12 protein-coding genes, 1 tRNA gene and 1 pseudogene are annotated in these 24,875 nt (G+C 67.2%); 9 read left to right on the top strand and 5 right to left on the bottom strand.

Annotated features, from left to right (window positions below):
• Window positions 1-2 precede the first annotated feature (2 nt).
• Window positions 3-9,317 carry a fatty acid synthase subunit beta domain-containing protein gene (locus OHA40_RS08975; protein WP_330232599.1) on the bottom strand — a complete coding sequence of 3,105 codons (9,315 nt, stop codon included), beginning with the start codon at window positions 9,315-9,317 and terminating at the stop codon, window positions 3-5.
• Between the two features lie 385 nt (window positions 9,318-9,702).
• On the opposite strand from OHA40_RS08975, the gene OHA40_RS08980 reads away from it, so the two are divergent.
• Both OHA40_RS08980 and OHA40_RS08985 read left to right on the top strand, forming a co-directional pair.
• Window positions 9,703-9,784, top strand: a tRNA-Leu gene (locus tag OHA40_RS08980).
• A 485-nt stretch (window positions 9,785-10,269) separates the two neighbouring features.
• On the top strand, window positions 10,270-11,112 hold the full coding sequence (locus OHA40_RS08985) for a DUF2637 domain-containing protein (RefSeq protein ID WP_330232600.1): 843 nt from the start codon (window positions 10,270-10,272) through the stop codon (window positions 11,110-11,112).
• A 203-nt stretch (window positions 11,113-11,315) separates the two neighbouring features.
• Here the strand turns inward: OHA40_RS08985 and OHA40_RS08990 are convergent, their stop codons facing one another.
• From OHA40_RS08990 to OHA40_RS09005, 4 genes are read right to left on the bottom strand one after another with little or no spacing between them, the layout of a single operon-like run.
• Window positions 11,316-12,743, bottom strand: coding sequence for a cytochrome P450 (locus tag OHA40_RS08990; protein WP_330232601.1), 1,428 nt, complete (start codon window positions 12,741-12,743; stop codon window positions 11,316-11,318).
• 13 nt (window positions 12,744-12,756) lie between these two features.
• Window positions 12,757-13,971, bottom strand: coding sequence for an MAB_1171c family putative transporter (locus OHA40_RS08995; RefSeq protein WP_330232602.1), 1,215 nt, complete (start codon window positions 13,969-13,971; stop codon window positions 12,757-12,759).
• Complete coding sequence (locus OHA40_RS09000) at window positions 13,968-14,465, bottom strand: regulator (RefSeq protein WP_442943959.1); 498 nt, start codon at window positions 14,463-14,465, stop codon at window positions 13,968-13,970. The genes OHA40_RS08995 and OHA40_RS09000 overlap by 4 nt, the downstream gene beginning before the upstream one ends.
• A complete protein-coding gene (locus OHA40_RS09005) occupies window positions 14,462-14,959 on the bottom strand; it encodes an XRE family transcriptional regulator (RefSeq protein ID WP_330232603.1) in 498 nt (165 codons plus the stop codon). The genes OHA40_RS09000 and OHA40_RS09005 overlap by 4 nt, the downstream gene beginning before the upstream one ends.
• A gap of 295 nt (window positions 14,960-15,254) precedes the next feature.
• On the opposite strand from OHA40_RS09005, the pseudogene OHA40_RS09010 reads away from it, so the two are divergent.
• From OHA40_RS09010 to OHA40_RS09040, 7 genes and pseudogenes are all read left to right on the top strand, one after another.
• Window positions 15,255-15,419 (top strand): annotated as a pseudogene (locus tag OHA40_RS09010) (transposase); the annotation flags it as partial.
• Window positions 15,420-16,093: 674 nt separating this feature from the next.
• Window positions 16,094-17,326 carry an IS256 family transposase gene (locus tag OHA40_RS09015; RefSeq protein WP_330230232.1) on the top strand — a complete coding sequence of 411 codons (1,233 nt, stop codon included), beginning with the start codon at window positions 16,094-16,096 and terminating at the stop codon, window positions 17,324-17,326.
• 42 nt (window positions 17,327-17,368) lie between these two features.
• Window positions 17,369-17,938, top strand: a complete 570-nt coding sequence (locus tag OHA40_RS09020) for a DUF2637 domain-containing protein (RefSeq protein WP_330232604.1) — start codon at window positions 17,369-17,371, stop codon at window positions 17,936-17,938.
• A 29-nt stretch (window positions 17,939-17,967) separates the two neighbouring features.
• Window positions 17,968-18,375 carry a hypothetical protein gene (locus OHA40_RS09025; RefSeq protein ID WP_330232605.1) on the top strand — a complete coding sequence of 136 codons (408 nt, stop codon included), beginning with the start codon at window positions 17,968-17,970 and terminating at the stop codon, window positions 18,373-18,375.
• 593 nt (window positions 18,376-18,968) lie between these two features.
• Entirely contained in the window at window positions 18,969-22,646 is a 3,678-nt protein-coding gene (locus OHA40_RS09030) for a CHAT domain-containing protein (RefSeq protein ID WP_330232606.1), read from the top strand.
• Window positions 22,574-23,736 (top strand): IS3 family transposase gene (locus tag OHA40_RS09035; RefSeq protein ID WP_330230251.1). Its coding sequence is split into 2 segments (ribosomal slippage): window positions 22,574-22,858 and window positions 22,861-23,736, totalling 1,161 coding nucleotides; the frame shifts between segments, so codons are not numbered across the junction. Before OHA40_RS09030 ends, OHA40_RS09035 begins: the two co-directional genes overlap by 73 nt.
• On the top strand, window positions 23,733-24,677 hold the full coding sequence (locus OHA40_RS09040; protein WP_330232607.1) for a tetratricopeptide repeat protein: 945 nt from the start codon (window positions 23,733-23,735) through the stop codon (window positions 24,675-24,677). Before OHA40_RS09035 ends, OHA40_RS09040 begins: the two co-directional genes overlap by 4 nt.
• Window positions 24,678-24,875 lie beyond the last annotated feature (198 nt).

A 24,875-nucleotide genomic window follows, 5' to 3' on the forward strand; every position in this document is an offset into this window, starting at 1 on the left:
GGCTACGCGCATCCGAGCCCGTTCGCCCGGTACGCCCCGTCCTCGGCCAAACGCGCGTCCGGCGAGAGCAGCACGTCCGCCTCGAGCTGCCGGATCCGCTTGGTGGGCGTGCCCTCCCCGCCGAGGCGGCGATCCGCGGGACGCTCGTACAGCGGCGCGCCGCCACACATCGCCTCGACGAACCGCTGCCGACCGGACAGCTGCCGCTCCTGCGCCTTGCGCCGGTACTCCTCGCGCTTGCCCGGCTCGATGGCCTGGATGAACGCCTGCGGGTGCACCACCGCGAGCAGCCCGGACACGTGCCCGAAGCCGAGCGAGGTCACCAGGCCCGCCTTGAGCGGCAACCGGTCGCCGAAGTGCAGCGGCTCGCGCACCCACACCAGGTGGGGGTACTCCCGCATCTTGTCGTCGACGCAGTCCAGGCTCCGATTCGGCGGTATCGCACCGCTTTCCAGCACTTGGCACAGGCCGATCAGCTGGAACGCGGCCGCACCACCCTTGGCGTGGCCGGTCAGGCTCTTCTGCGAGACGACGAACAGCGGGGCGCCGTCCGTCCGCCCGATCGCGGCGGCCAGGCGTTCGTGCAGCTCGGACTCGTTCGGGTCGTTGGCCGCGGTCGAGGTGTCGTGCTTGGAGATCACCGCGATGTCGTCGGGTCGCACGCCGAGCTTGCGCAGCTCCGCGACGAACCGCGACTCGCGACCCCCTCGGCCCGCGCCGAGGGCGCCGAGTCCGGGCGCCGGGATCGAGGTGTGCACGCCGTCGGCGAACGACTGGGCGTACGCCACCACTCCGAGCACCGGCAAGCCGAGCTCCAGGGCGATATCCCCACGGGCCAGCAGCACGGTGCCGCCACCCTGCGATTCCACGAACCCGCCGCGGCGGCGGTCGTTGGCGCGGGAGAAATACCGGTCGCTGATGCCCTTGGCGCTCATGGCCGCCGAGTCCGCGGTGGCCGACATGTCACCGAAGCCGACGATGCCCTCGATGCCGAGGTCGTCGTAGCCGCCCGCGACCACCAGCTCCGCCTTGCCGAGCCGGATCTTGTCCACGCCCTCCTCGACCGACACCGCCGCGGTGGCGCAGGCCGCCACCGGATGCACCATCGCGCCGTAGCTTCCGACGTAGGACTGCACCACGTGCGCCAGAGCGACGTTCGGCAGCGCCTCCTGCAGTATGTCGTTCGGACGCGGCTCACCCAGCAGGTTGTCGACGTAGAGCGAGCGCATCGAGGTCATGCCGCCCATGCCGGTGCCCTGCGTGTTGGCCACCAGCGAGGGGTGCACCCAGCTCATCAGCTCGGCGGGGCTGAATCCGGAGCTGATGAACGCGTCCACCGTGCACACGACGTTCCACAGCGCCACCCGGTCCACCGAGGCGGCCATATCGGCAGAGATGCCCCAGATGGTCGGGTCCCAGCCGGTCGGGATCTGGCCGCCGACGGTGCGCGACAGCTTGGCCCGGCGTGGCACGCGGATCTCGGTACCGGCCTTGCGCGTCACCGTCCAGTCGCCGGAATCGGGGACCGGCGTGATCACCGTGTGCTCCGGGGCGGCGGCGTGGAAGGCGCGGGCCTCGGCTTCGCCGCCCACAGTGAACGACAGGTCCTGATCGAGGAAGACCGAGGTCATCAGCGGAGCCGAGTTGTCGGTCATCGCGCCGTCGTCTTCGTAGCGGCGCACGCCACAGCGGGCGACCACGGCGTCGTGGTAGCGCTCGGCCAGCTCGTGCTCCGGCACGTAGTCGCCGGAGGCGGTGTCGTACCACCCCGGCTTCGGGTCGTTCTCCCAGGTGACCAGGCCGGTGGTCCAGGCCAGTTCCAGCACGCCCGCCGCGGAGAGCGCGTCGGAGACCTCTATCTCGAAGCGGGTGCGCGCCGAGCCGTATGGGCCGAGCTCGCCCGCACCGACGATGACCACCATGTCGGCCGGATCCGCGGTCACTTCGCCCCATTCGGGCACCGGCAGCGCCGAGGACATGGTCGGCGGCGCGGGCAGTGCGGCGATGGTCTTCTCCGCATCGGCGGCGGTCTCCGGCTCGGCCTGCTCGGCGGCCTGCTTGGCCAGCGCGGGCAGGTCCAGCTTGGCCCTGGCCAATCCGCCGGTCAGGTCGATCTGCTGCGGACCGGCCGCGGTCACCTGCCTGGCCCGCGAAGTGCACCATTTGAGCAGCTCGTCCGCCATCTCGGTGGTGGACCAGGTCTGCACGCCCGCCTTCTCGACCGCGGTGACCATCGGGTCGTTGTGGCCCATCAGGCCGGTGCCGCGCACCCAGCCGATCAGCGCGTGCACCAGGGTGACCCGGGCCGACCACGACTTCTCGGCCCGCCACTTGGCGACCACGGCATCCAGGGCGGCCTTCGACTCGCCGTAGGCGCCGTCACCGCCGAACATGCCCCGGTTGGGCGAACCGGGCAGCACCACATGCAGTTTCGCGTCCACGTCGTGGTCGGCGCCCAGCTTGGACAGTCCACCGATCAGCCGTTCGACCGACCAGAGCAGTACCCGCATCTCCAGTTCGGCGCGTGCACCCGCGTCGGCGAGGTCACCGGCCACCCGCGGCGCCGCGAACGGCAGCAGCAGGGTCGGCGTCATCGCGTCCTTGATCTTGATCTTCGCGCCGCCCGCGTTGTCGACCTGCTCGGTGCCGACCCAGTCGATCAGCGCGTCGATGTCCTGGTAGGAGGCCATGTTCGCGGGCACGATCCACAGGGCGGCGCCGTGCCGGGCGTTGTCCCGGTACAGCTTGCGGTAGAAGCCGAGACGCTCGTCGTTCAGCGTGGACGTGGTGACCACCACCGTGGCGCCACCGCTGAGCAGCTTGCCGGTCACCGCCGCGGCGATGGATCCCTTGCTCGCGCCGGTGATCACCGCGACGTCCGAGGACCAGAGCCCGGGCTCACCGGCGCTGCGCGCCGCTTCGGCGATCCGCTCGTACAGCCCCGCGAGCACCGAACGAGCCTCGTGCATCGCGCGCTCCCGCCACCAGTCGGCCTGCGCGGCAACGGCTTCGCCCGCACCGAGGAACCCGATGACCGGACCGTTCGCGCTTCCGGCATCGTCGGCGAGCCAGAGCCGGGCCAGATCCTCGCGCGCCGTGGCCCACCGGTCGTCCAGCAGCACCGCCTTGCGCGCGTCGAACGCGGGCGCGACCAAACGCGGCCAATCCGAACCCAATTCGGCCGCGACCAGGTCGACCAGCGAGTCGTCCTTCGCATCCGGAGCAGAAATCCGCTCGGCAAGCCCGAGCTGCTCGAGCACGACGCGGGCGGCCGTGGCCAGGACGCCGTCGCGGCCGGTGATCTGCTCGGTGAACTCGCCGAGCGCGGCCGCGTCGACGGTCGCGCCGCCACCGCCGCCCGCGGAGGGCAGCGACACCGCGACACCGCGACGGGCCGCGACGGCCTGCACGGCGGCGTCGATGGCCCCGTCGACCGAGGCCGCGTCACTCAGCGAACCGGAGACCAGCCCGCCGAGGTCGCCGCCGCGCACGCTGGTGCCTTCCCTGGTGCCCAGCGACACTTCGGCGGTCACATGGCTGGCCCACCCGTCGCCGAGTTCCCAGACCTTCGTCACCCGCTCGGCGATGGCGGCCGGGCGCTTGCCGGACGGGCCGAACACCTTGCGCAGATGGTCACCGATGGCATCGGCGAGGACGGTGCCGAACGGACGGTAGGTGCGGGCCAGTCGCTCCACGGTCGCGGAGAGCGCGCCCATGTCGGCGTCGGCCGCGCCGTCGATCGCGCCGAGCGACAGCTCGGAGCCGAGGTCGACGAGCAGCTGGTTACGCCGGGAGGACACGCCGTCGCACAGGCCCTCGATGGTGTCCACCGGACCGATCTGGTCCAGCCGCAACTTCGTCCACAGCGCGATCAGCACGCGGGTGGCGTCGGCGGCGGTGAAGGCGATGTCGTCCGGACGGGGACCCGCCGAGCTCGGGGCGGGAGCGGCGACCGGAGCGGCCGCGGCGGCGGGCGCCGGGGCTGCTGCCGTCGGCTCCTCGATCGGCTCGTCGATGGACGCCGGGTCGTTGTCGGTCGCGTACACGATCGCGGCTTCGCGCTCGATGTTGAGCACCTCGACCTTCGCGCCGCCGAATGCGGGCAGCTTCAGCGTCTGGCCGGCCAGGTTGGCCACCGTCGGCGTCGCGGCGAGTCCGATCTCTACGAACCGCTCCACGCCGAGGCCGCCGTACGCGGCATCGGTGAACAGCAGGTCCTGGGTCTCGATCCAGCGCACCGGGCTGGCGAACTGCCAGGCCAGCAGCTCGATCAGCACGACGCGGCACAGGTCGGCCGGGCGGGCCGCCCAGCTGTCGAAGTCGGCCAGCAGCGCGGTCAGCGGCTCCGACGGCACCAGATCCGCGATCTCCTGGATGAACGCGCGCTCCAGCGAGAACGGCCTGGGCACCAGGTTCGGGATGTAGCGGCCGAGCAGGATCTCGGGGTGCAGGTCCGCGGGCAGGAGCTGCTCGAGCTTCTGCCGGAACTCCGGAACGCCCTTGCGCAGCACGGTGGAGTGGAACGGCACATCGATGCCGGGTACCAGGATGAACGCCCGCTTGCCGCCGAATTCCGCACGGCGCCGGTCGATCTCCTGCTCCAGCGCCTCCAGCCCGGCCACCGTGCCCGCGATGGCGTACTGCGAGCCGCGCAGGTTCAGGTTGACCACCTCGAGGAACTCGCCGACCCGCTCGCCGACGCCCGTGACGAACTCGACCACGTCCTGGTCGGCCAGCCCGATCTGCGAGGGCCGGATCGCCGCCATCCGATAGTCGCTGCGGCCCTGCGCATCCCGCGGCACCAGCTCGTGCATCGCCGAACCACGCTGGAACACGACCTCCAGCAGCGCCTCCAGCGGAAGCACACCCGCGACGGCCGCGAGCGCGTTGTACTCGCCGACCGAGTGGCCCGCGAAGATCGCGCCCTCGACGAACGCGCCGGCCTCCCGCAGCTCCGCCACCTGGGCGACACCGAGGGTCGCCATCGCGACCTGGGTGAACTGGGTCAGGTGCAGCACGCCGTCCGGGTGCCGGTGCTCGACGCCGCGCGCCTTCAGGTAGGTCGGGTTGTCCCGCACCACGGCGAGGATCGAGAAGCCGAGCGCCGCACGGCTGTGCTTGTCGGCGCGCTCCCAGATCTCCTTGGCGGCCTTCGACCGGGCGCGGGCATCCAGCCCCATCCCCTTGCGCTGGATGCCCTGGCCGGGGAAGGCGTAGACGGTCTTCGGCGCCGCGGTGCGACCGGTCGCGGTCATCACCAGGTCGCCGCCGGTCCGGCAGGAGACCTCGACGATCTCGCTGCCCGCGTCGACCGCGACGCGCTCAACGCGCACGTCGATCTCCGCGCCGGGACGGACCATGCCGAGGAAACGGGTGGTCCACGCGGTCAGCGTCCGCGCGGGAATCGAGCTGGCCGGATCGACCGCCGACACGGCGTGCTGCGCGGCGGCCGACAGCCACATGCCGTGCACGATCGGGCTGCCGAGCCCGGCCAGCTTCGCGGCGGAATCGCTGGTGTGGATCGGGTTGTGGTCACCGGAAACGGCGGCGAAAGCGTGCATGGTGCGAGGCGCCACGATGGTGATGTCGCGGCGACGCCTACGCGGAGTGTCGGTGGCCGCCTCGGACAGCGTGCCCGCCGCGCGCGGCGGATCGGTGAGTTCGCCCGCACCGTTGCGTCCGCGGATCGCGAATCGCTCGGTGAGCGTGGCCAGCACCGGCATGGACATTCCGGTCTCGGGCTTGTCCAGCATGGCGGTGATCCGCACGCTGACCTCGACGACGCGACCGAGGTCGGTGTCGAGGGTCTCCCCCGCCTCCGCGCGCACCGCCAGCACGCTGGTCTCCGCGGGCAGCTCGCCGGAGATGTGGATCTGGTGGTCGAGGTGAACCAGGTCGAGCATGCCCTCGATGACGCTCTCACCGTTCGCGGTGCGCGCGGCGCCGAGCACCGCGAACACGGCGGGCCAGCAGGCGCCGACCAGCACGTCGGGCGCGGTGCGGCCGAGCGTGCTCAAGGTTGCGGGCAGGCCGGAGCCGGTCACCCCGGCGTGATCGGCGATCAGATCCGGCGTCCAGGCCAGGTTCACGTGCGCGACCCTGCCCTTGACCTCCGGCAGCGCCTGCCCGGCCGCGACGGCCAGCAGCGCGGACATGGCCTCGTCCGCGTCGGCCTCGGTGACGACCGGGGCGCCACCGTTGTATACAGAGGCCGGGACGGTGATCCGGATGCGCACCGCGTTGTCGGCCAGCAACGGAACGGTCAGCTCGAGGTAGGAGTGCTCCGGCTCGGGTCCTGTGGTCTCGGCCAGCGTCGCACCGCTGGGCGGATGCGTCGCGCCCTTCCCGTCGACGATCCATTCCGCCAGATCGCCGAGCCGGTGCACCGGGCTGATGGTGGTGCGCCCGGCCCACTGGACGTCGAGGGCGGCCAGCACGGCGTCGATCGGGCCGGTGGTGACGCCAGCGGTGCGGCGCGCGTCCACGGCGGCGGGCACCACGCCTGCGCGCACCAGCGAGTACGCGGTGTCCTGCTCGAAGCGGTCCAGCAGCTCGCCGACCGGCTCATCGACCCGGGTGATGCCGGCGACCGAGACGGTGCCCGGGATGACGCACACCTGATCGGCCGAGTAGCGCGGATCATGCGCCTGCCACAGCGAATCCGAACGCCACCAGCGGCGCACGTCGGCGTCGACGACCGGCACGAAGTTCACCGGCTTACCCGGGGTCTTGCACAGCGATACGAAGAACGGGACGTCGGCGGGGTGCAGCAGAGTCCGAGCCGAAGCAGAGTACTGGTTCTTCAACGTGGACAGGGCGGCGAGCGGGTCCTCGAAGTCCTCGTCGCTCGCGAACAGCGTGGGGATCTCGCCGCGGTCGGCCGGATGCAGCCGGGATTCGGTGCGGCGCATCATCTCCGCGAACCGGTCGCGCCAGGTGATGTCGAGCCAGACCGAGCGGGTGGCCTCGGCGATGGCGTCGCCGAGGTCGGTGCCGCAGTCGAAGTCCTTGCGGTGGTCCAGGCCGACGGCGAGTTCGACGTAGCGCTCCAGCCATTCCTGGTAGGTCATGGTGGTCAGGTCGCCGAAGTACGGTTTGGCGGTCGCGTTCAGCGCCGCGATGATCTCGTCCCGGCGCGCGGCGACGGCGTCGGCGTCACCGGCGACCTCGTCGAGCAGGCGGCCGGTGCGCGAGGCGGCGTTGTCGATCTCGTGGATGTCGGCGCCCAATTGACTACGGCCCGAGGCCATTCCGCCGGACGCGGTACCCGCACCGACCCAATCCGGCGTGCCGGGGGTGTCCACCAGCAATTGCTTGACTTCCGGTGCGGTGGTGGCCTCCAGCGTCGCCATGGCCGCGGTGCCGACCAGCACGCCGTCCAGCGGCATGACGGGGTAGCCGTGCGGCACCGCCCACTCACCGGTGAGGTATTCCGTCGCGCGCTCGGGGGTTCCGATGCCACCACCGACGCACACCACGACGTTCGCGCGGTTGCGCAGCTCGGCATAGGTGGCCAGCAGCAGGTCGTCCAAGTCCTCCCAGGAGTGATGGCCACCGGCCTTGCCGCCCTCGATGTGCATGATCACCGGGTAGTCCGGCACCTCGTCGGCGATCCGCAGCACCGCGCGAATCTGCGCGACGGTGCCCGGTTTGAACGCGACGTGTGCGATGCCGACCTCGGTGAGTTCTCGGATCAGCGCGACGGCTTCCTCCAGCTCCGGAATCCCCGCGGTCACGATGACGCCATCGAACGGAGCGCCCGCCGCGCGGGCCCGCTGTACCAGTCGCTTGCCGCCCAGCTGCAGCTTCCACAGGTAGGGGTCGAGGAACAGCGAGTTGAACTGCACCGCGCGGCCCGGGTGCAGCAGCTTCTTCAGCTCGTCCACCCGGTCGGCGAAGATCTGCTCGGTCACCTGGCCGCCGCCGGCCAGCTCCGCCCAGTGACCGGCGTTGGCCGCTGCGGCGACGATCTTCGCGTCGACGGTGGTGGGTGTCATGCCCGCGAGCAGGACCGGCGAGCGGCCGGTCAGCTTGGTGAACGCGGTCTCGACGACGATGCGCCCGTTGGGCAGCCGCACCGGTCGCGGCGCGAACGCCGACCACGGTGTCGCCGGTTCCGGCGCCGCGCCCGGGGTGAGCAGGCTGCGCTGTCCGGCGCGGGTGGCGGCCGCGACCATGCCGACGCCGCTGCCCTTCAGCGTGCCCGCCGTGATGCGGGACAGCAGATCGCCCGGACCCAGGTCCAGGATCCATTGCGCGCCCGCCGAAACAACACCCTCGACGATGTCCACCCAGTCGATCGGGTCGACGAGGATCTGCCGTGCCAGCCCGCCGGCCAGCTCGGCGTCCAGGTCGCACTGGGTGGCCCAGCTGCTCACCAGGTCGACCGTGTCGGCCAGCGCGGGGTGATGGAACGCCACATCCACGGCCACGTCCTCGAAGACGGGAGCGAATACCGAGCCACCGCGCACCTTGGCGTCGCGCTCGCGCGCCTGCTCGTCGTGGAGCTGCGCGCACCGCTGACGCACCCGCTCCAGTTGCGCGGGCGGGCCCGACAGCACAGCGCGGCGACGTCCGTTGCGGATCGAGACCACGACGGCCGCGGCCGGATCAATTCCCTCGCACACCTGGGCCACGACGGCGCTCAGCCGCTCGGGGTCGACGTTCGAGACCGCGACCATCGGCGACCGATCGCCCACCGGCATCAGCCCGCGCCTGCGCGCCACCAAACCCGCTGCGGCGCCGATCATCTGGGCGATCGCCAGCAGCTCCGCGTCACGTGTGCCGCCCGCATCGACCGCGGCCGCCGCGAGCAACCCCTGCGAGTGCCCGACGATCGCGGCCGGTGCCTGCTCGGCCGCGTCCAGCCCCTGCAGCCGCAGGGCCCGCACGGCCGCCACCTGGGTCAACAGCACGCCCGGCATGGACACCGCGGCCGAACGCAGCACCTGCTCGGACGGGGCCGCCGAGGTCTCGCCCTCCTCGGTGTCGGCGAGCTCGTTCTCCAGCATCCAGCCGATCGGGTCGAAGCCGACCGGCCGCACCACCAGCAACTGCGCCGCAACGGGTTCCAGCAGCGCGGCCGCCTCGTTGACCAGTGCGGTCAGCTCCGGCTCCAGCGCGCTGTCGCGCCCGATCTCCTCCAGCTCGTTCAGCCACTGGGCACCCTGTCCACCGAAGGCGAGCGCGTACGGCACGCCGCCGAGCAGACGATCCAACAGCGGCGACCGCGCCCCGCCCGGCGCGGCCTTCCCGGCGGCCGCGACCACCTTCGCGCTCTGTCCGGCCCCGGTCTTGGTGCTCTCGTTGATCGTCAAGACGCTTCGACTTCCTTCTCCATGCGACATGCCTCGGCGACACGCCGGTCCCTACCGGTACGCGGGTGATCGCGGGCGATCGGCCTGATACCGGCGAGGATGGCACAAAATCATGAGGAAATCCTCACGTTTGTCCCCCGACGCGCCCATTACTTAGGAGTATTTTCGTACGATCGTACCAGAATGGTGAGAAACATGACCCCTCCTCATGTTTGAACCTGCAGGTCTGGGGGCTACTAACCCGTACGAAACATGAGCGCCCCTCATGTTGCCAGTTTCCAAATCGTTATAATCCCAGGTAAGGTTACTGACGAGTACGCCACGCCCACCCAATGCTTCGCTATGGTCGAAATGCCCGGTAGAGTTTGGACGGTCGTACCATCAAGCGCGAGTGGCGAAATTGGCAGACGCGCCAGATTTAGGTTCTGGTGTCCACGGACGTAGGGGTTCAAGTCCCCTCTCGCGCACAGATTCCCAACAGATCTGTGGTTTTCACGTGCCGTGTGTGCGAGTGCACTCGAACACACGGAGGACACCAGTGATTTTTTGCTCTGACCTGCGGCGATACCCGGCAAATCTGCTGGATCTCCTTAGCGCCCCACCCGCCGAAATGTTTGCTGGGGTGGGTGATTGCCGATGATCGCGCCGGTCATCCCGCCGCAGTCGCCGTTGCAGGAACTTGTTCACGGACCGCAGGTCACGAACCGCGTGGTCCGTGCCGCCGACAGTGAGATCGTGTACGGGATGTGCACCGTGGGGGAAGCGGGCCGAGTCCTGGACAAGACCGTCTTCGCCGCCCTGGACTGGCGCCCAGGTATGCGCTTGGCGCTGGCGTATCTCGAGGTGGGCGCGCTGTCGGTTCGCCCAGCACAGGACGGGCCGGTATCGATGACCTCCGCCGGGTATTTCCGGATCCCCTACCGGACGCGGCGGCGGATCAGCTGCGCCCGCCGTGCGTACATCGCATGCGCACGTGTTCTTCTGGACGGTGCTGGCTGCCGCAGCCGCGGTCAGCATCACCGGCAACGCCACCCAAGCCCTGCTGCACGACACCGCCCTCCCGGTTGTCGCCGCGGCGGTCGCCATCATCCCGCCTCTGGCACTGTTGGCGGCCGTGCACGGGGTCTCGCTGCTGTCCCGTGCGCACACCGCCACCCGCGCCACCCGATGGACCGCGACCGCGATGACCGTCCTTATCGCCACCGGCGCGTTCTGGTTGTCCTTCACCGCCCTCCGGGCTTTGGCGATCACCGCTGGTGTCCCACCCGGTGAGGCGTGGGTGTGGCCGCTCATCATCGAAGGATCCATGGCCCAATCCACCGTCGCGCTCCTCGCGCTGGCCCATTCCGCACACCCCGACAGCACATCCGGGCGTGCCCACCACGTCACCGCACGCCCGCTCCAACCGACGCACACCGACACAACGGCCGACACCGAGCCCACACCAACTGCGCCCGCAGAGACCGTCGACGCTACTGGCGTGCACACGCCACCGCACACCTCACCACCGAGCCATTCCGACTTCATCGACCTCGCGACGCGTCTGTGCGCACGCGATCCGGCGCGCCGCCGCGATCCCGACCTCGTCACCAAAGCACTGGTCCACCACCACCGCGACGGCTGGAACCCGACACGAATCGCACGTCACCTCAACAAGAGCCGATCCACGATCAGCCGAATACTCAGCGACGCCGCAACCTTCACCACCGACCGGGCTGACCACAACGACCACCATCAACAACATCGAAACGAGCGAGCATCGGACGAACACAACCGGCTCGCTTCGATGCGCTGATCGGCACCGAGGTAACGTCCCTGGGTGAGCTCAGCTCGTCCCCCAGCTGCTGATAGTCGACAGCGCGCCCTATCGATTGAAATCGTCTGCTGATGGGCCGGAGCTTCCCTGTACGTTTGGAAAGTGTCCCCGAGCCGATCCCCTTCTGGCTCGGGGACACACCATTAGCGCGCCATAACCACGCAAGCGGTGTTACATCTGACTCACATCTTGTGGCTGGTTCGCGGGTGCGGCCGCAGTCGGAGGCCCGTGGGTTTGAGGGTGAGGGTTTCGCGGACGTCGAGTCGGTAGGCGGGGTCGGGTTCAAGGTCGAACTGGTGCAGGATCGCGGCCAACGCGACGGTGATCTCGTGCTGTGCGAACTGCCGCCCGATGCAGGCGCGTGGACCCGTGCCGAACGGTTTGAAAATGCGCGGTGGCAGATTCCGGATGTTGTCGGGAAGGAACCGGTCAGGGTTGAACTCGTCGGCGTCGGGACCCCAAGCCGGGTCCCGGTGCGCGGCCAGGAGCAGGACCAACACCCAATCCTTCTGCCGGAAGCGGTATCTGCCGTCGCAGAGAGTCGTGTCCTGTCGTGCACGCCGAAAGTAGCCCGGTCCGGTCGGCCACAGCCGCAGCGTCTCATCGACGACCCGTCGCAAGCCCCGTAGTTTGGCCACATCCTCGAAACGGATATCCGGAAAATTTTCTGTCGGCCAACGCTCATCGAGCTCGGCCCGGACACCGTCGGCTATCTCGGGGTGAATGGACAGATAGTGCAGCGCGAAGGCGATGGTGTTCGCTGATGTCTCGCTGCCCGCGACGAGGAAGGTCAGGATCTGGTTGCGAATGTTGGTGGGTTCCAGCGATTCCCCGGATTCGGGATCGGTACTGCTGAGCATGAGCTCGAGTATGTCGTGATGCGCTGCGCCGGACTGGGTTCGGCGAGCGGCGATGATGCTGTCGACGACGCTGTGCGCATGCCCCAGATCCTGCTGGTGCTGACGGGCCCGACCACGGCGGAAGATCCGCTCGAATACGGGCAGGACGTCGGTTCGCCGGTTGGCGTAGGTGAGCTCACGAACCATCGCCTCGACGAACGGATCCGAGTGCTGGTCGGCCATCGAACGAAACGAATGTGAGAACCCGGCCCGCGCGATGATCTCGAACGTCAACGCATTCGAGTGCTCGGGTACGTCGATCCATGTGCTGGTGGCGTGCGCCGACCATGCATCGGTCAACTCGCGCACCGTGGCGGTGATCGTGGCGTGGTAGTTGGCCATCGCCGCCTTGGTGAAGGCAGGCATCAGGACGTTGTGCGCCTTCTCCCAGTTCGGTTCCCGACTGAATGCGGTGAACAGCCCGTCGCCTGCGAGGGGGCGAAGCTTCATCAGCGCGTGCCCGACATGCTTCTCCCACACCGACTCATCGTTCACCTCCTCGACCGCCCCAGTGCCGGTCACGATGACCGCCGGATACCCGAAGAGCTTCTGCTCGAATACCGGACCGAGTTCGCGTGCCTGCTCGGCCAACCGCTGGCAAGGCTTGGCGAAATCGGTAGTCAGCACATCACCGAGCAACGGCAGCCGAAAAGGTGGATGCGGAAGCATACCGGAGCCAGCCCCTACCTCGATCGTCGACGCCTCGCTCATGCCGTCTCCCTGCTCATCGTGTTGATTCGGAACTGGATTCGAAGTCTGAACTGTGCCGGGTCGCGACGAACCGACAGGCCGCCACCCACCACTTGGCCAGCGGGAGAAGTTCGGCGACCTCGTCGTCCAGACTGGCAGACGCCGACGGGGCCGTCATCCCGGCAGCATCACCGGGCGGGTTCGCAATACCCGACCTGTCTTGTGCCGCGGCGGCGAGTTGCAACGCCAACTCGGCCGATTCCCGCTCTCGACCCGGCACACGTTCGCTGGCAACGAAGCTGGCTAACTGGGATGGGTCGACCGCACGACAGTATGGACGCAGCCGCAGAATGGCGTCACGGATCTCGACCGTCGTGCGATGCAACTGCACCTTGCTGACCCGGCGTCCGGATTCACTCGAGTCGAGCGGAAGTCGGCAGTCCGGAAACATCGACACCATCGCCTGCCACATCGGTTGCAGGCGCCGCCACCGCTTGCTTGTCGAGTCGTAGCCGAGATATCCGGCTACCTCTTTCACCAACGGAGCGGCAGATACGGCCCCGATCGTTGTGGCGATCCAGAAGAAGTTGCGCGAGTGGGTGGCCAACCGGTACTCGACCGAGTCGACAAGATGCAGCTCCTGCAGCACGGCAAGGACAGCCGCGATCATCGTCGTCACTCCAATGGTCGCGCCCGCGACAGCAATCCCGACCAGAACCAGCTTTTCACCGGCGGTCACCCCGGACTGTCGATACTCCGCCGCACATCGGCGGATCATCTCGAATGCCAAGAACAGCGGCAGAACCGAGAACGCTACCCAAGCCAGCACACCATCCCAGCCACCGGAGATCTCCAGCGGCTGTTCACCACGGCGCGCCCGCGTCCCTGCGGCGAGTATCCCGAGGGCGAGTGCACCAGCGACGAAGTAGAACAAGAACTGCTGCCGCCGAATGTCTTTCGGATCTGTTCCGGACAGCAGACTGATCACGCAAAGGAATGGTGCGATCGAAGCAACGATGGTGCACAGCGACACCTGCTGGACTGCCGTTTCGGTCAGCGGCGACCACTCAGCGATGAAACGCTCGACTATGTGCTCGCGCAGCAGTTGAGTGGTGACGATGATGGTGAGCGTGGCATTGAGGTAGCGCTCGGCCGAGGTGCCGTTGAACCATCGCCACCGCGCCGCCACCACCAGCAGCATCGCGCCGATAAGTGGCCACGCGATCACCGCGGATATCGAGGACGTCACTGCCGCTTGAACAGAACGTTGCGGAAGTTCTGGTCGCGCTGCTCGCGCCCTCCAGAGACCATGACCATCGTGGCGAACATCTCCGCCTCGCGTTCCAGCGCGTTCCCATAATCCGAGCGGCCAAGCACGGTCCGTACCGTCAACGGATCGATATCGGGAAACACCGATCGGAACATCGGATCGGACGTGACTCTGGTATCGGATGATTGCGTGCGATCATGTCCGAGCACCATATGGCCGATCTCGTGGCACACTATCTGGTCCATGTGATATTCCGAGGTCGCATCCTCGTAAATGATCACATCATCGTGCTCACGGACAAGCCATAGACCACACGGACTCGCGAGCCCACCGCGCATGCCCACCGGCAACAAGGTGATCGGACGGCCACGCATCTCAGCCACACTCTCCACAAATCGCCTGCGGTCCCACGGGTCTGGAACCGGAAGCTGGGCAATCGCCTTCTTGATCCGCCTGACAGAGGTCCCCGTCATGATTCATCCAGCGACAGTTCGCTGTCCCCGTGTCTACGCGGCTGCTCCTTCGGATGCACCGCGGACAAATTCTCCAACTCGCGCGCACGGCCGACGATCGCGGACTGGCTCTCGAGCGTCTCGGGAGTCAGGCCCGACGCGCGTGAGACCAGGTTTCGCACATCGGCATCCTTCATGGCCGCTAACAACCTCGACTGGGAGTCGATTGCCTTGTCCGACCGGCTGTCGAGCAGATACGAGGCTGGGACGGCAAAGAACTGAGCAATCGTCCAGATGCACTGCTTAGTCGGGTTCGACTTCGTAGCGGTCCGCAGCTGCATCAGATAAGCCGGACTGGGTGATGTTCCCACAAGTTTCGAAATCACCTCCGCCGCAGCGGCATTGGACAGCCGCGACGTAACAGGAATACGCATCAACTCGTACATGCGGCTGATCCCCTTGGCAAGTTCGGCTGGGGCGCTATTGGTCTCGGCGAGCATCGACTCGTCGTCCACGATCCTCCATCCGGGACGGCACAGCAGATGCTGAACGAGAGTACATCAGGCGATGATTCGTACGTACTGGCCTCTACGCCCGGGCGAAGATTGACACCGCGTTCGCATCGTGCGAATAAACAACCAGGGCAAGCCTTCTGGAGACGCATCGCTCAGCAATCTAATGAGCTGTCTCTGGCAGGCGGTCCAACCATGGGCGACCGACTGTGCGTACACGTTGTCTCACGTCGATGTAATCCGTTTCCGGTGTGTCGGGATCGCTTGTGCCGCATGATGTTTGGCCGTGGCAGGCGAGTTGTCGAAGCGGCTTGCGCCCGACGAGTTGCGGGAGCTGGTGGAGCCGTTGCTGCCGGAGTTCGTCCCGCGCACACAGGGTGGCGGTACCACGCCGGTCGACCAGCGGGCGGTGTTCACCGGGGTGGTGTACGTGCTGACCAGCGGTTGTGCGTGGCGGATGCTGGAGAGGAAGGAGTCGTGTCGTCGAGGAAGAAGGACGCGGCCGAGCTGCGTGAGCGGACGGTGCGAATGTATGCCGAGGTTGCCAATTAGCATCGCCCACGCATCCGTGCCCTATTGTCCGCCAGCCCCGTGGCCGGGCCACCTCCAACACTTGCAGACTCGAGCTGGAGTGGGCCGCGACAAGGGTGGTCGTCGAGTTGCTGGGTGTGGGGCAGGAGACCCCAGAAACCGTTTCCGTAAGCGCAAATTCAGTTTGATCGGCACGATTCAAATCTGTACGGAGCTCCGCCGAGGGCACGAACCTGCGGCGGACGCATGCACACGCGGCACGCCCTCGCCCGCGTGGTCGAATGCTTCCCGTCATCGTTCACGCGCCCGGCGGTGCGGCTGATCGCACCGGGGCCGTGCGGTCGAGTGCCCCGACTCGGAGGTAAATCCTTGGCCCACAGAGAAGTCGAGTACTCCGAATCCGAACACCCGGGTAGGACTGCAGGGCGGTGGCCCTCGTGCTGATCGCACCAGTCATCCCACCGCAGACAGCTCGGTTGAGTCCAGCAGGATGGTGTACGACCGGACACCAGCAAAGTCTGGGCGTGTCGTAGCCGAGTAGAGGGTGGTCACCGCGTGATCCTTCAACAGACCTACCAAGTCACTGAAGGAAGAAAGTTTCACGCGATGACCTCTGTCCAGCCTATCGACCCATCCAAGATGCTGTCGGACCAACTCGCCGTCGCGAGCCCGGATCTGCTGCGCAACATGATGTCCACGTTCATCCAGGCATTGATGAGCGCTGAAGCCGACACGGTGTGTGGCGCCGGCTACGGCGAACGATCCGACGAGCGGGTGAACTCACGAAACGGGTACCGCCACCGCGACTTCGACACTCGTGTCGGCACGATCGACATCGCGATCCCGAAGCTGCGCTCGGGCTCCTATTTCCCGGATTGGTTGCTCGAGCGCCGCAAACGCGCCGAACGCGCGCTCACCTCGGTGGTGGCGACCTGCTACCTGCTCGGTGTGTCCACCCGCCGCATGGAGAAACTGGTCGAATCACTCGGTGTGACAAAGCTTTCCAAGTCCCAGGTGTCGATCATGGCCGCCGACCTCGACGCCCAGGTCGAAGCGTTCCGCACCCGACCACTCGACCAAGGCCCGTACACGTTTCTCGCCGCGGACGCGCTGGTGCTCAAAGTCCGCGAGAACGGCCGCGTGGTCAACGTGCATGCCCTGATCGCGACCGGTGTCAACGCCGATGGCTACCGCGAGATCCTCGGCATCCAGGTCACCAGCGGCGAGGACGGCGCGGGCTGGCTGGCATTCTTCCGCGACCTGGTCGCCCGCGGCCTGTCCGGCGTCAGCCTTGTCACGTCCGACGCCCACGCCGGGCTGGTCGCCGCGATCGGCGCGACACTGCCCGGAGCTGCCTGGCAGCGGTGTCGTACGCATTACACGGTGAACCTCATGTCGATCACCCCGAAATCGTCGTGGCCGTGGGTGCGGACTCTGTTGCACTCGGCGTTCGACCAGGCAGACGCCGAATCGGTTGCTGCCCAATATGATCGGATGCTCGATGCACTGACCGAGAAACTGCCGAAGGTGGCCGGACACCTCGACGCAGCACGCGCTGACCTGCTGTCGTTCACCGCGTTCCCCAAGCAGATCTGGCGCCAGATCTGGAGCAACAACCCCCAAGAGCGGCTGAACAAGGAAATCCGCCGCCGCACCGACGTCGTCGGCATCTTCCCCGACCGTCAAGCCATCATCCGGCTCGTCGGCGCCGTGCTCGCCGAGCAACACGACGAATGGATCGAAGGCCGCCGCTACCTCGGCCTCGACGTGCTGGCCCGCTCCCGCGGCCTCACCGACCCCGCCGAACAGGAGGACACCACCCCAGCACTGACCGCCTGACCGAACAGGGTCACGCGGCAATCACCCCGATACACCACCCGCTTGGACTTGACCGACAGCTCTGCACGAGCTCATCGAAGCTATGCGCACCACGCCACGACCGGTCGCCCCACCTTCTTCTGGATAGTGCTCGGTACCGCGGCCGCCTTCGGCATCACCGGCGACGCGCTCCAGGCCCTCCTGCACGACACCGCACTGACCGGCGTCGCCGCTGCTGTCGCGATATTCCCGTCCTTGACACTCCTGGCGGCGACCCACAGGGTCTCGATGCTGCTTCGCGCACACGCCGGAGCACGCGCTACTCACTGGATCGCCACCGCGATGACCGCGCTCATCGCCATGGGTGCGTTCTGGCTGTCGTACAACGCATTACGGTCACTGGCGGTCACGACTGGCGTCCCGTCCAGCGAAGCGTGGCTGTGGCCGTTGGTCATCGAAGGCTCGATGGCGCAGTCGACCGTCGCGCTGCTGGCCCTCGCCCACTCCGCTCACGGCAACGAGCGGGCGTCCGGCCCAAGTGCCGAACTGTCGAGTAGCGAATTCACGTGCGCTGCAAGCGTGTCCCCGGATCTTGCCTATACGTATACTTCTACGTATAGTTACGGTCGCTAGGTAACAACAGATCCAAGGAGCACGCAACCATGTCCATCACCCTTACCGACCAGGACAAGCTCACCCTGCAGACCGCCGCGTACGGTGCCGTCTCGCTGATGTCCGCCGCTGCTGCCGCCGGTGGCTCGCCCCACAAGGTGGCCACCGACGGCAGCATCGCCCTGTCCTCCGCGACCGGCCTGGTCGGGCACGTGCTCGCCAAGCCGAAGGGCATGAAGCTGAATGGCAAGTCGGTAGCCGGACTCGCCGACCAGGTGCTGCCTGCCCTGACGGCAGCCATGAGCCTGCTCGAGAAGCAGGCTCCGGCAGAGGCCGACAACTTCCGCAGCACCATCCTCGTCGCCCTCGAAGCAGCCCGCCAGCGCCACAAGGGCGAGCCCATCCCCACCATGGCTGAGATGGCCCGCAAGATCACCGGAGCCCTCGACGCCGCTTGACGGGATGGGGCCGGGACCAGGAACCGGCTTCGGGCCTCCGACCTGGGGTGATACGCGCCGGGAGACCGGACAGAGCTCGTGTTCTGTCCGGTCTCACAGGCTTGGCGTCACCACCTGCCGGTAGATTCCGCGACGCCGCTCCGATCCCCTCCCGAGCACGCCCGCCGCTCCAGAACCAGCCGTCACCGCCGCAATATCGATCACATCGGGGATCGAAAGCCCAGCAGCATCAACCGATCCCGTTCCAAACACGACTCGGGAGGTATCGGCGCCGGGTGGGTGGCAGGCTGGCAGGCCCTAACTCATCCGCCCGAATCTGCTCGGCCGCAACCCCTACACCGCCGAGTACATCACCGCGGCCGCGTTCGTCTCCGCGGCGACCTCGCTGGAATCTCTGACCACAGAACTGTCCGACCAGTTGCGCCGTCAAGGCTGGCAGCAGCAGGATCTGGACCCGTGCTTCCCCTCGAACTCGTGCAAGCCGCACGCGCCGAACTCGAACACCCATTACCGGTGCGGGCGATTCGCGACACCCTCGTTCTAGGTGCCCTGGTCAGCCGGGGCAGTCCCGGGACCGATCAGGAGCCACAGCCGTGACCTCGCCGTCGTCCCCGAAGCCGGCATCAGATCCGCGGGTGCCGGGGTATCTGGGCCGTATTCTGGACGGCGCCTACCCGGTTGGTTCCTGTTTCCAGGTGGCACCGGGGGTGATAGCCACCGCCCTGCACGTGCTCGACGATATCGACGCAGGCCGGGAGGGTGCAGTAGTGCGGGTGGACGCGTTGGCGGGTGGGATCCCGGCGTTCGAGGCCACGGTCACGCGCACGGACGCGCTGCATGATTTGGCCGTGCTGAACTCTCGAGGTCGGTTGTCGGAGTCGGTGGCGGGGTGGGCGGCGACCGACCGGATCGATCTGACCGTCCCGGCTGTCGTGACCGGGGTCTCGGTGTTCCCTGACGAGCACACCCACCGTTTTCTGGACGCGCCGGGGTACTGGGGTGGCGGCACCACTCGTGACGACGAGATCCCATTGGGACGCTTCGTCTCTTCCGCGGTGGTGCGGGGGATGAGCGGTGCGCCGGTGCGGCGGCTGTCCGACGATGTTGTGATCGGGGTCGTGTCGCAGCGCTACAACAGCGCGGACGGGTGGGGACGCGACAGTGTATGGGTGGCGCGGGTCGAGGACCTGCAGCCGTTGCTGGCCGAAATGCGCGAAATCGCCGTGACCGGGCCGCTATCGCCAACCGGTGCGGTCGAGGTCGTGCTGACAGTGACCGATGCTCGGGTGCGGTTGCACGGCACCGGTATAGACGTGACCGCCCCCCACACCGGAGTGCGTCCCGGGTTGACGAATGCGATCGCCGAGGTGCGCAGGGAACGGACGCGGCTGTGGTCGTCGGCGATTACGCGGGCCGAGTTCACCGGCCTGGCATCGGAAACCGGAGCCCATTCGGTGTCGTTGCGGCGTGCCGGCGAGTTGGTCGCCGACTCCTTTCTGCCGTTGCCGGTGTCCGTGGCGCTTGCGCAGATCCTCACCGACGCCGCGGCCGCGCACGTGCCGGTCAGAATCGGGATCGAGGCGGGACCGTTCCCTGGGTTGCCGTGGGAGGCGCTGCCTGATCCCATCACTCGACGGCCGCTCGTGTTGCACCCGCTGATCACGGTCTATCGGCGTGTGCCCGCCCCACCAGTGCGTAATCTCCCTGCTCCGTTGCGGATTCTGGTGGCGATCGCGGCGCCGGACGAGGGCAGCGGGCCGGTGTTGGATTACGAGCGGGAACTCCGTAATGTGCTGTCGGCGGTGCGTGGTGCCCGCCACCGCGACGCCGAGGTCCGCATCGTCGAGTTCGCCACCACCGCAGCCATCAGGGCCGAACTGGCTCAGGCTCCCGCGCATATCCTGCACCTGTCCGGGCACGGCAAGCCCGGGTGTCTGCTGCTCGAGGACGAGACCGGCTCGGTACGCGAGGTCGACGCGGAAAAGCTTGTCGCCGAGGCGATCCCACCTGGTTCGATGCCGCCAGTGATCAGCCTGGCCGCCTGCTACACCGATGTCGCCGCCGAGGCAGCCGCACCGTCGTTCGCCGCCGCGCTGATCGCCCATGGCGCCAGTGTGGTGATCGGCACCGAAACCTCGGTGACCGATCGCTACGCCACGGCGCTGTTCGCCCGTGTCTACCAGGAACTCACCCAGAATCGAATTCCGGATGTGGTCACCGCGGTCGCCGACGCACGCCGCCTCATCCACCAGCAGTGGTCGGCTTCGACCGATCCCACCGAAGTCATCTTGGCGAGCATGGACGAGTGGAGCGTCGTCACGGTGCTGGCCGACACTGGCGCCGTAAGTGTCTACGACCCGGCCATATCCGAAGCAGTTCCGCCGCATGACACCGTTACGGTATCGGGATTGCCGACTCGTGGGGTCGGGGAATTCGTCGGGCGGCGTCGCGAACAACGCAGGCTCCCTGCGTATCTGACGGGGAATCAGTACCCGGGCGTCGTGCTGCACGGCATCGGTGGTGTCGGAAAGACAACCCTGGCCGCCCGGATCGTGCACTGCCAACGCCTCGCCACTGTGATCCCAGTAGTCACCGGCGAGACCAACATCGATAGCCTGTTGTCGGCGGTCGCCGGCACCATCCGCCGACACTGCCTGATCGATGACGGTGCCCCGCGAGACCCACGTGTGCTGCGGGCGGCCCAAATCGCGTCGAGCGCCACTGAGACGTGGCAGAACCGGCTGACCGCGCTGCGAGCATTCGTGTTCGACCGTGTGCCGGTACTGGTGGTGCTGGACAACTTCGAAGACAACCTCACCGACGCACGCTCCCTGTCCGATCCCCATTTGGCGGCCCTGCTGTCGGCGTGGCTTGCCGACCCGGGATGCAGCCGGCTGCTCGTCACCTCCCGCTACCCGTTCATGCTCCCGGACAACGCCCACCATCGGCTGCTGTTGCATCAGGTGGGACCGCTGTCGCGGGCGGAGACGTTCAAGCTGATCTGGTCCTTGCCCGCGCTGGACCGCCTCACCGTCAAGGAGCTGGACCACATCTGGCGGCTCGTGGGCGGCCATCCGCGCAGCCTGGAATACCTCGACGCCTTGCTCAACAACCAGATCGGCCGCTACCACGACATCACCTATCGGCTCGAGGGCGCCATCGCGAACAACCCCGTAGCACGACACGCGCTCACAGCGCTCACTCTCGATACCGCCCTCGCCGCCACCGTCACGCTCATCGCCGATGACATCCTGCTCGACCAACTCCTCGGCCAACTCACCCCTGCCGCACATCAGTTGCTGATCGGCGCCTCCGTCTACCGAGAACCCGTCGAGGACAACGCCCTGCTCTACCAGATCGGCACCGACAGCCCCGGCGCCGCCCGGCAACCGGACTACCGGGCACTGAAGAACACCATCGCCGCCCGATACGGCATCGATCCCACGGCACCCGCGTTCGACCTCGCCGCGCTCCCGCAGCACGTACTCGATGAGATCGCACCCGCAATCGCCGAATACAACACCAAGCCGCGCCCGCCGATCGCCACCGATGCCGACCTCGGAGAGCTCGCCCGCGAGTTGGCCTCCAACAGCCTGCTGACCATCGATCCGGATAACAGGCGGGCGTTCGTGCATCGCTCGACCGCCGCCGCACTCGAAAGGTCCTGCGCACAACACCAGCGTGACGACGTCCTCGCCGCCGCGCACCGTCGTGCTGCCACATACTGGGTCTGGCGCGTGGCAGCCTGGCCACAGGATCGCGATGCCGATCTGCACGACCGGCTAGAAGCCCGCTACCACTACCAGCAAACCTCCAACACGGCCGCAGCACACGACCTCACCCTCGCCATCTGCGACCGTCTGCACACCATCGGTGCGTGGGATCACGAAACCACCCTCATCCACGACACCCTGCGCCACCTACAACCCAACGCACCCGAGCGCGCTCACTGGCTACATCGGCTCGGCATGATCGCTCAACTACGAGGCGACTACACCGAAGCCGAACACCAATACCAGCACGCCCTCACCATCGGCGAAGAACTCGGCAACCGCGCCGGCATGGCCACCAGCTACCACCAACTCGGCATGATCAGTCAACTACGAGGCGACTACACCGAAGCCGAACACGGGACTGCTGCACGGATAGGTGACAACCGAGTTGGCTTGCCCTTCGGGTGGGCTGGAAGGATGTCATCGTGCCGAAGCCCTATCCCCGTGAGTTCCGCGACGATGTCGTGCGTGTGGCTCGCAATCGCGACGATGGTGTGACGCTGGAGCAGATCGCCGCCGATTTCGGGATCCACCCGATGACGCTGTCGAAATGGATGCGTCAGGCCGACGTCGACGAGGGAACCAAACCGGGCACCAGCACGAGCGAGTCGGCCGAGCTGCGGGCGGCGAAACGGCGAATCCGGTTGCTGGAGCAGGAGAACGAGGTCCTCAAACGGGCCGCCGCTTATTTCGCGCAGGCGAACCTGCCGGGAAAATGATCTACCCGCTCGTCCGCGAGCTGGCCGAAGACGGGATCCCCGTCACGGTGACGTGCCGGGTGCTGAAACTGGCTCGTCAGCCGTACTACCGATGGCTGGCCGAACCGGTCACTGCCGCCGAACTCGACCAGGCGTATCGGGCCAACGCGCTGTTCGACGCCCATCGCGACGATCCCGAATTCGGGTACCGATTTCTCGCCGACGAGGCCCGCGCCGCCGGTGAACCGATGGCCGACCGCACTGCATGGCGGATCTGTTCGGCCCAGGGCTGGTGGAGTGCGTTCGGCAAGAAGCGACGCGGAAAGGGCAAGGCCGGCCCGCCGGTCCACGATGACCTGGTCCAACGCGACTTCACCGCTGAGGCTCCGAATCGGTTGTGGCTGGCCGACATTTCCGAACATCAGACAGGCGAGGGCAAGCTCTACATTTGTGCGGTCAAGGACGTCTATTCCAACCGGATCGTCGGCTACTCCATCGACTCACGCATGAAATCGGCGCTGGCGGTGCACGCGCTCAACAATGCGGTGGCTCGCCGTGGCGAGGTGGCCGGTTGCATTCTGCACACCGACCGCGGATCGCAATTTCGCAGCCGGAAATTCGTGCGAGCCCTGACTCGTCACGGCATGGCCGGGTCGATGGGCCGTGTCGGCGCGGCCGGTGACAATGCCGCCATGGAGAGTTTCTTCGCGCTGCTGCAGAAGAATGTCCTCGACCGCCGATCCTGGTGCAGCCGTGAGGAATTGCGCATCGCGATCGTCACCTGGATCGAACGGACCTACCACCGCCGCCGACGCCAAGCTACCCTCGGCCGTTTGACGCCGGTCCAATACGAGACCATCATGACCCCACCGGCCAGTCAGGCCGCGTGATCGAATCTGTCACCCGATCGTGCAGCAGTCCCCACCAATACCAGCACGCCCTCACCATCGGCGAAGAACTCGGCAACCGCGCCGGAATAGCCGCCAGCTACCACCAACTCGGCATGATCAGTCAACTACGAGGCGACTACACCGAAGCCGAACACCAATACCAGCGCTCGCTCATGATCAAGGGGGCACTGGGCAACCGCTCCGGCATGGCCGCCAGCTACGGCCAGCTCGGCGCGCTGGCCCAGGATCGGGGCGACCACGCCGAAGCCGAACACCAATACCAGCGCGCCCTCACCATCAAACAAGAACTCGGTAACCGCGCCGGAATAGCCGCCAGCTACGGCCAGCTCGGCGCGCTGGCCCAGGATCGGGGCGACCACGCCGAAGCCGAACACCAATACCAGCGCGCCCTCACCATCAAACAAGAACTCGGCGACCGCGCCGGAATAGCCGCCAGCTACCGCCAGCTCGGTGCGCTCGCCCAGCTGCAGGGCGATTACACCGAGGCCGAACACCAATACCAGCGCGCCTTCACCATCGCCGAGGAACTCGGCGACCGCGCCGGAATAGCCGGCAACCACCACCAACTCGGTATTCTCGCCCAACTTCGTGGTGACTACACCGGAGCCGAACACCACTACCGGCGTGCCCTCGCCATCGCCGAAGAACTCGGCTACCGCGCCGGAATAGCCACCACGATCTCTTCCCTCGGGTCCCTCGAACTCGAGCGTGGCCAGCTGATCGAAGCAGTACAGTTGCACATCCGAGCCTGGCTCCTACACACAGAGATGAAACTCGGGGCAGCAGCCGTGCACAACGTGGATGCGCTGCGACAACTGCGCGACCGGATGGGTCCGGGGCCCTTTCTCGCAAGAACACGCCAAGTCCTCGACCCCGCCCAGGCCAGGGCTCTCGAGGATCTGCTCGATCGACAGGCGTAGCCCCGCAGTCACCTTCGCATCCAATGTCGAACTCATACCGATAGCTCACTCGAACAGGTGATGGGGCACCCTCGGCTACCGCAACGGCAGCAGCGAGAACGTGGGGATCTGAACATTCGGCAAAATGTGCCCGGACACATGGGGGCTTGTTGTAGCGTGGCGCGCCGGGATCGCGAATGGCGCAGCACAGCAACATGT

Origin of the sequence: Nocardia sp. NBC_00508 (assembly GCF_036346875.1) — a bacterium.
Classification (GTDB): Bacteria; Actinomycetota; Actinomycetes; order Mycobacteriales; family Mycobacteriaceae; genus Nocardia.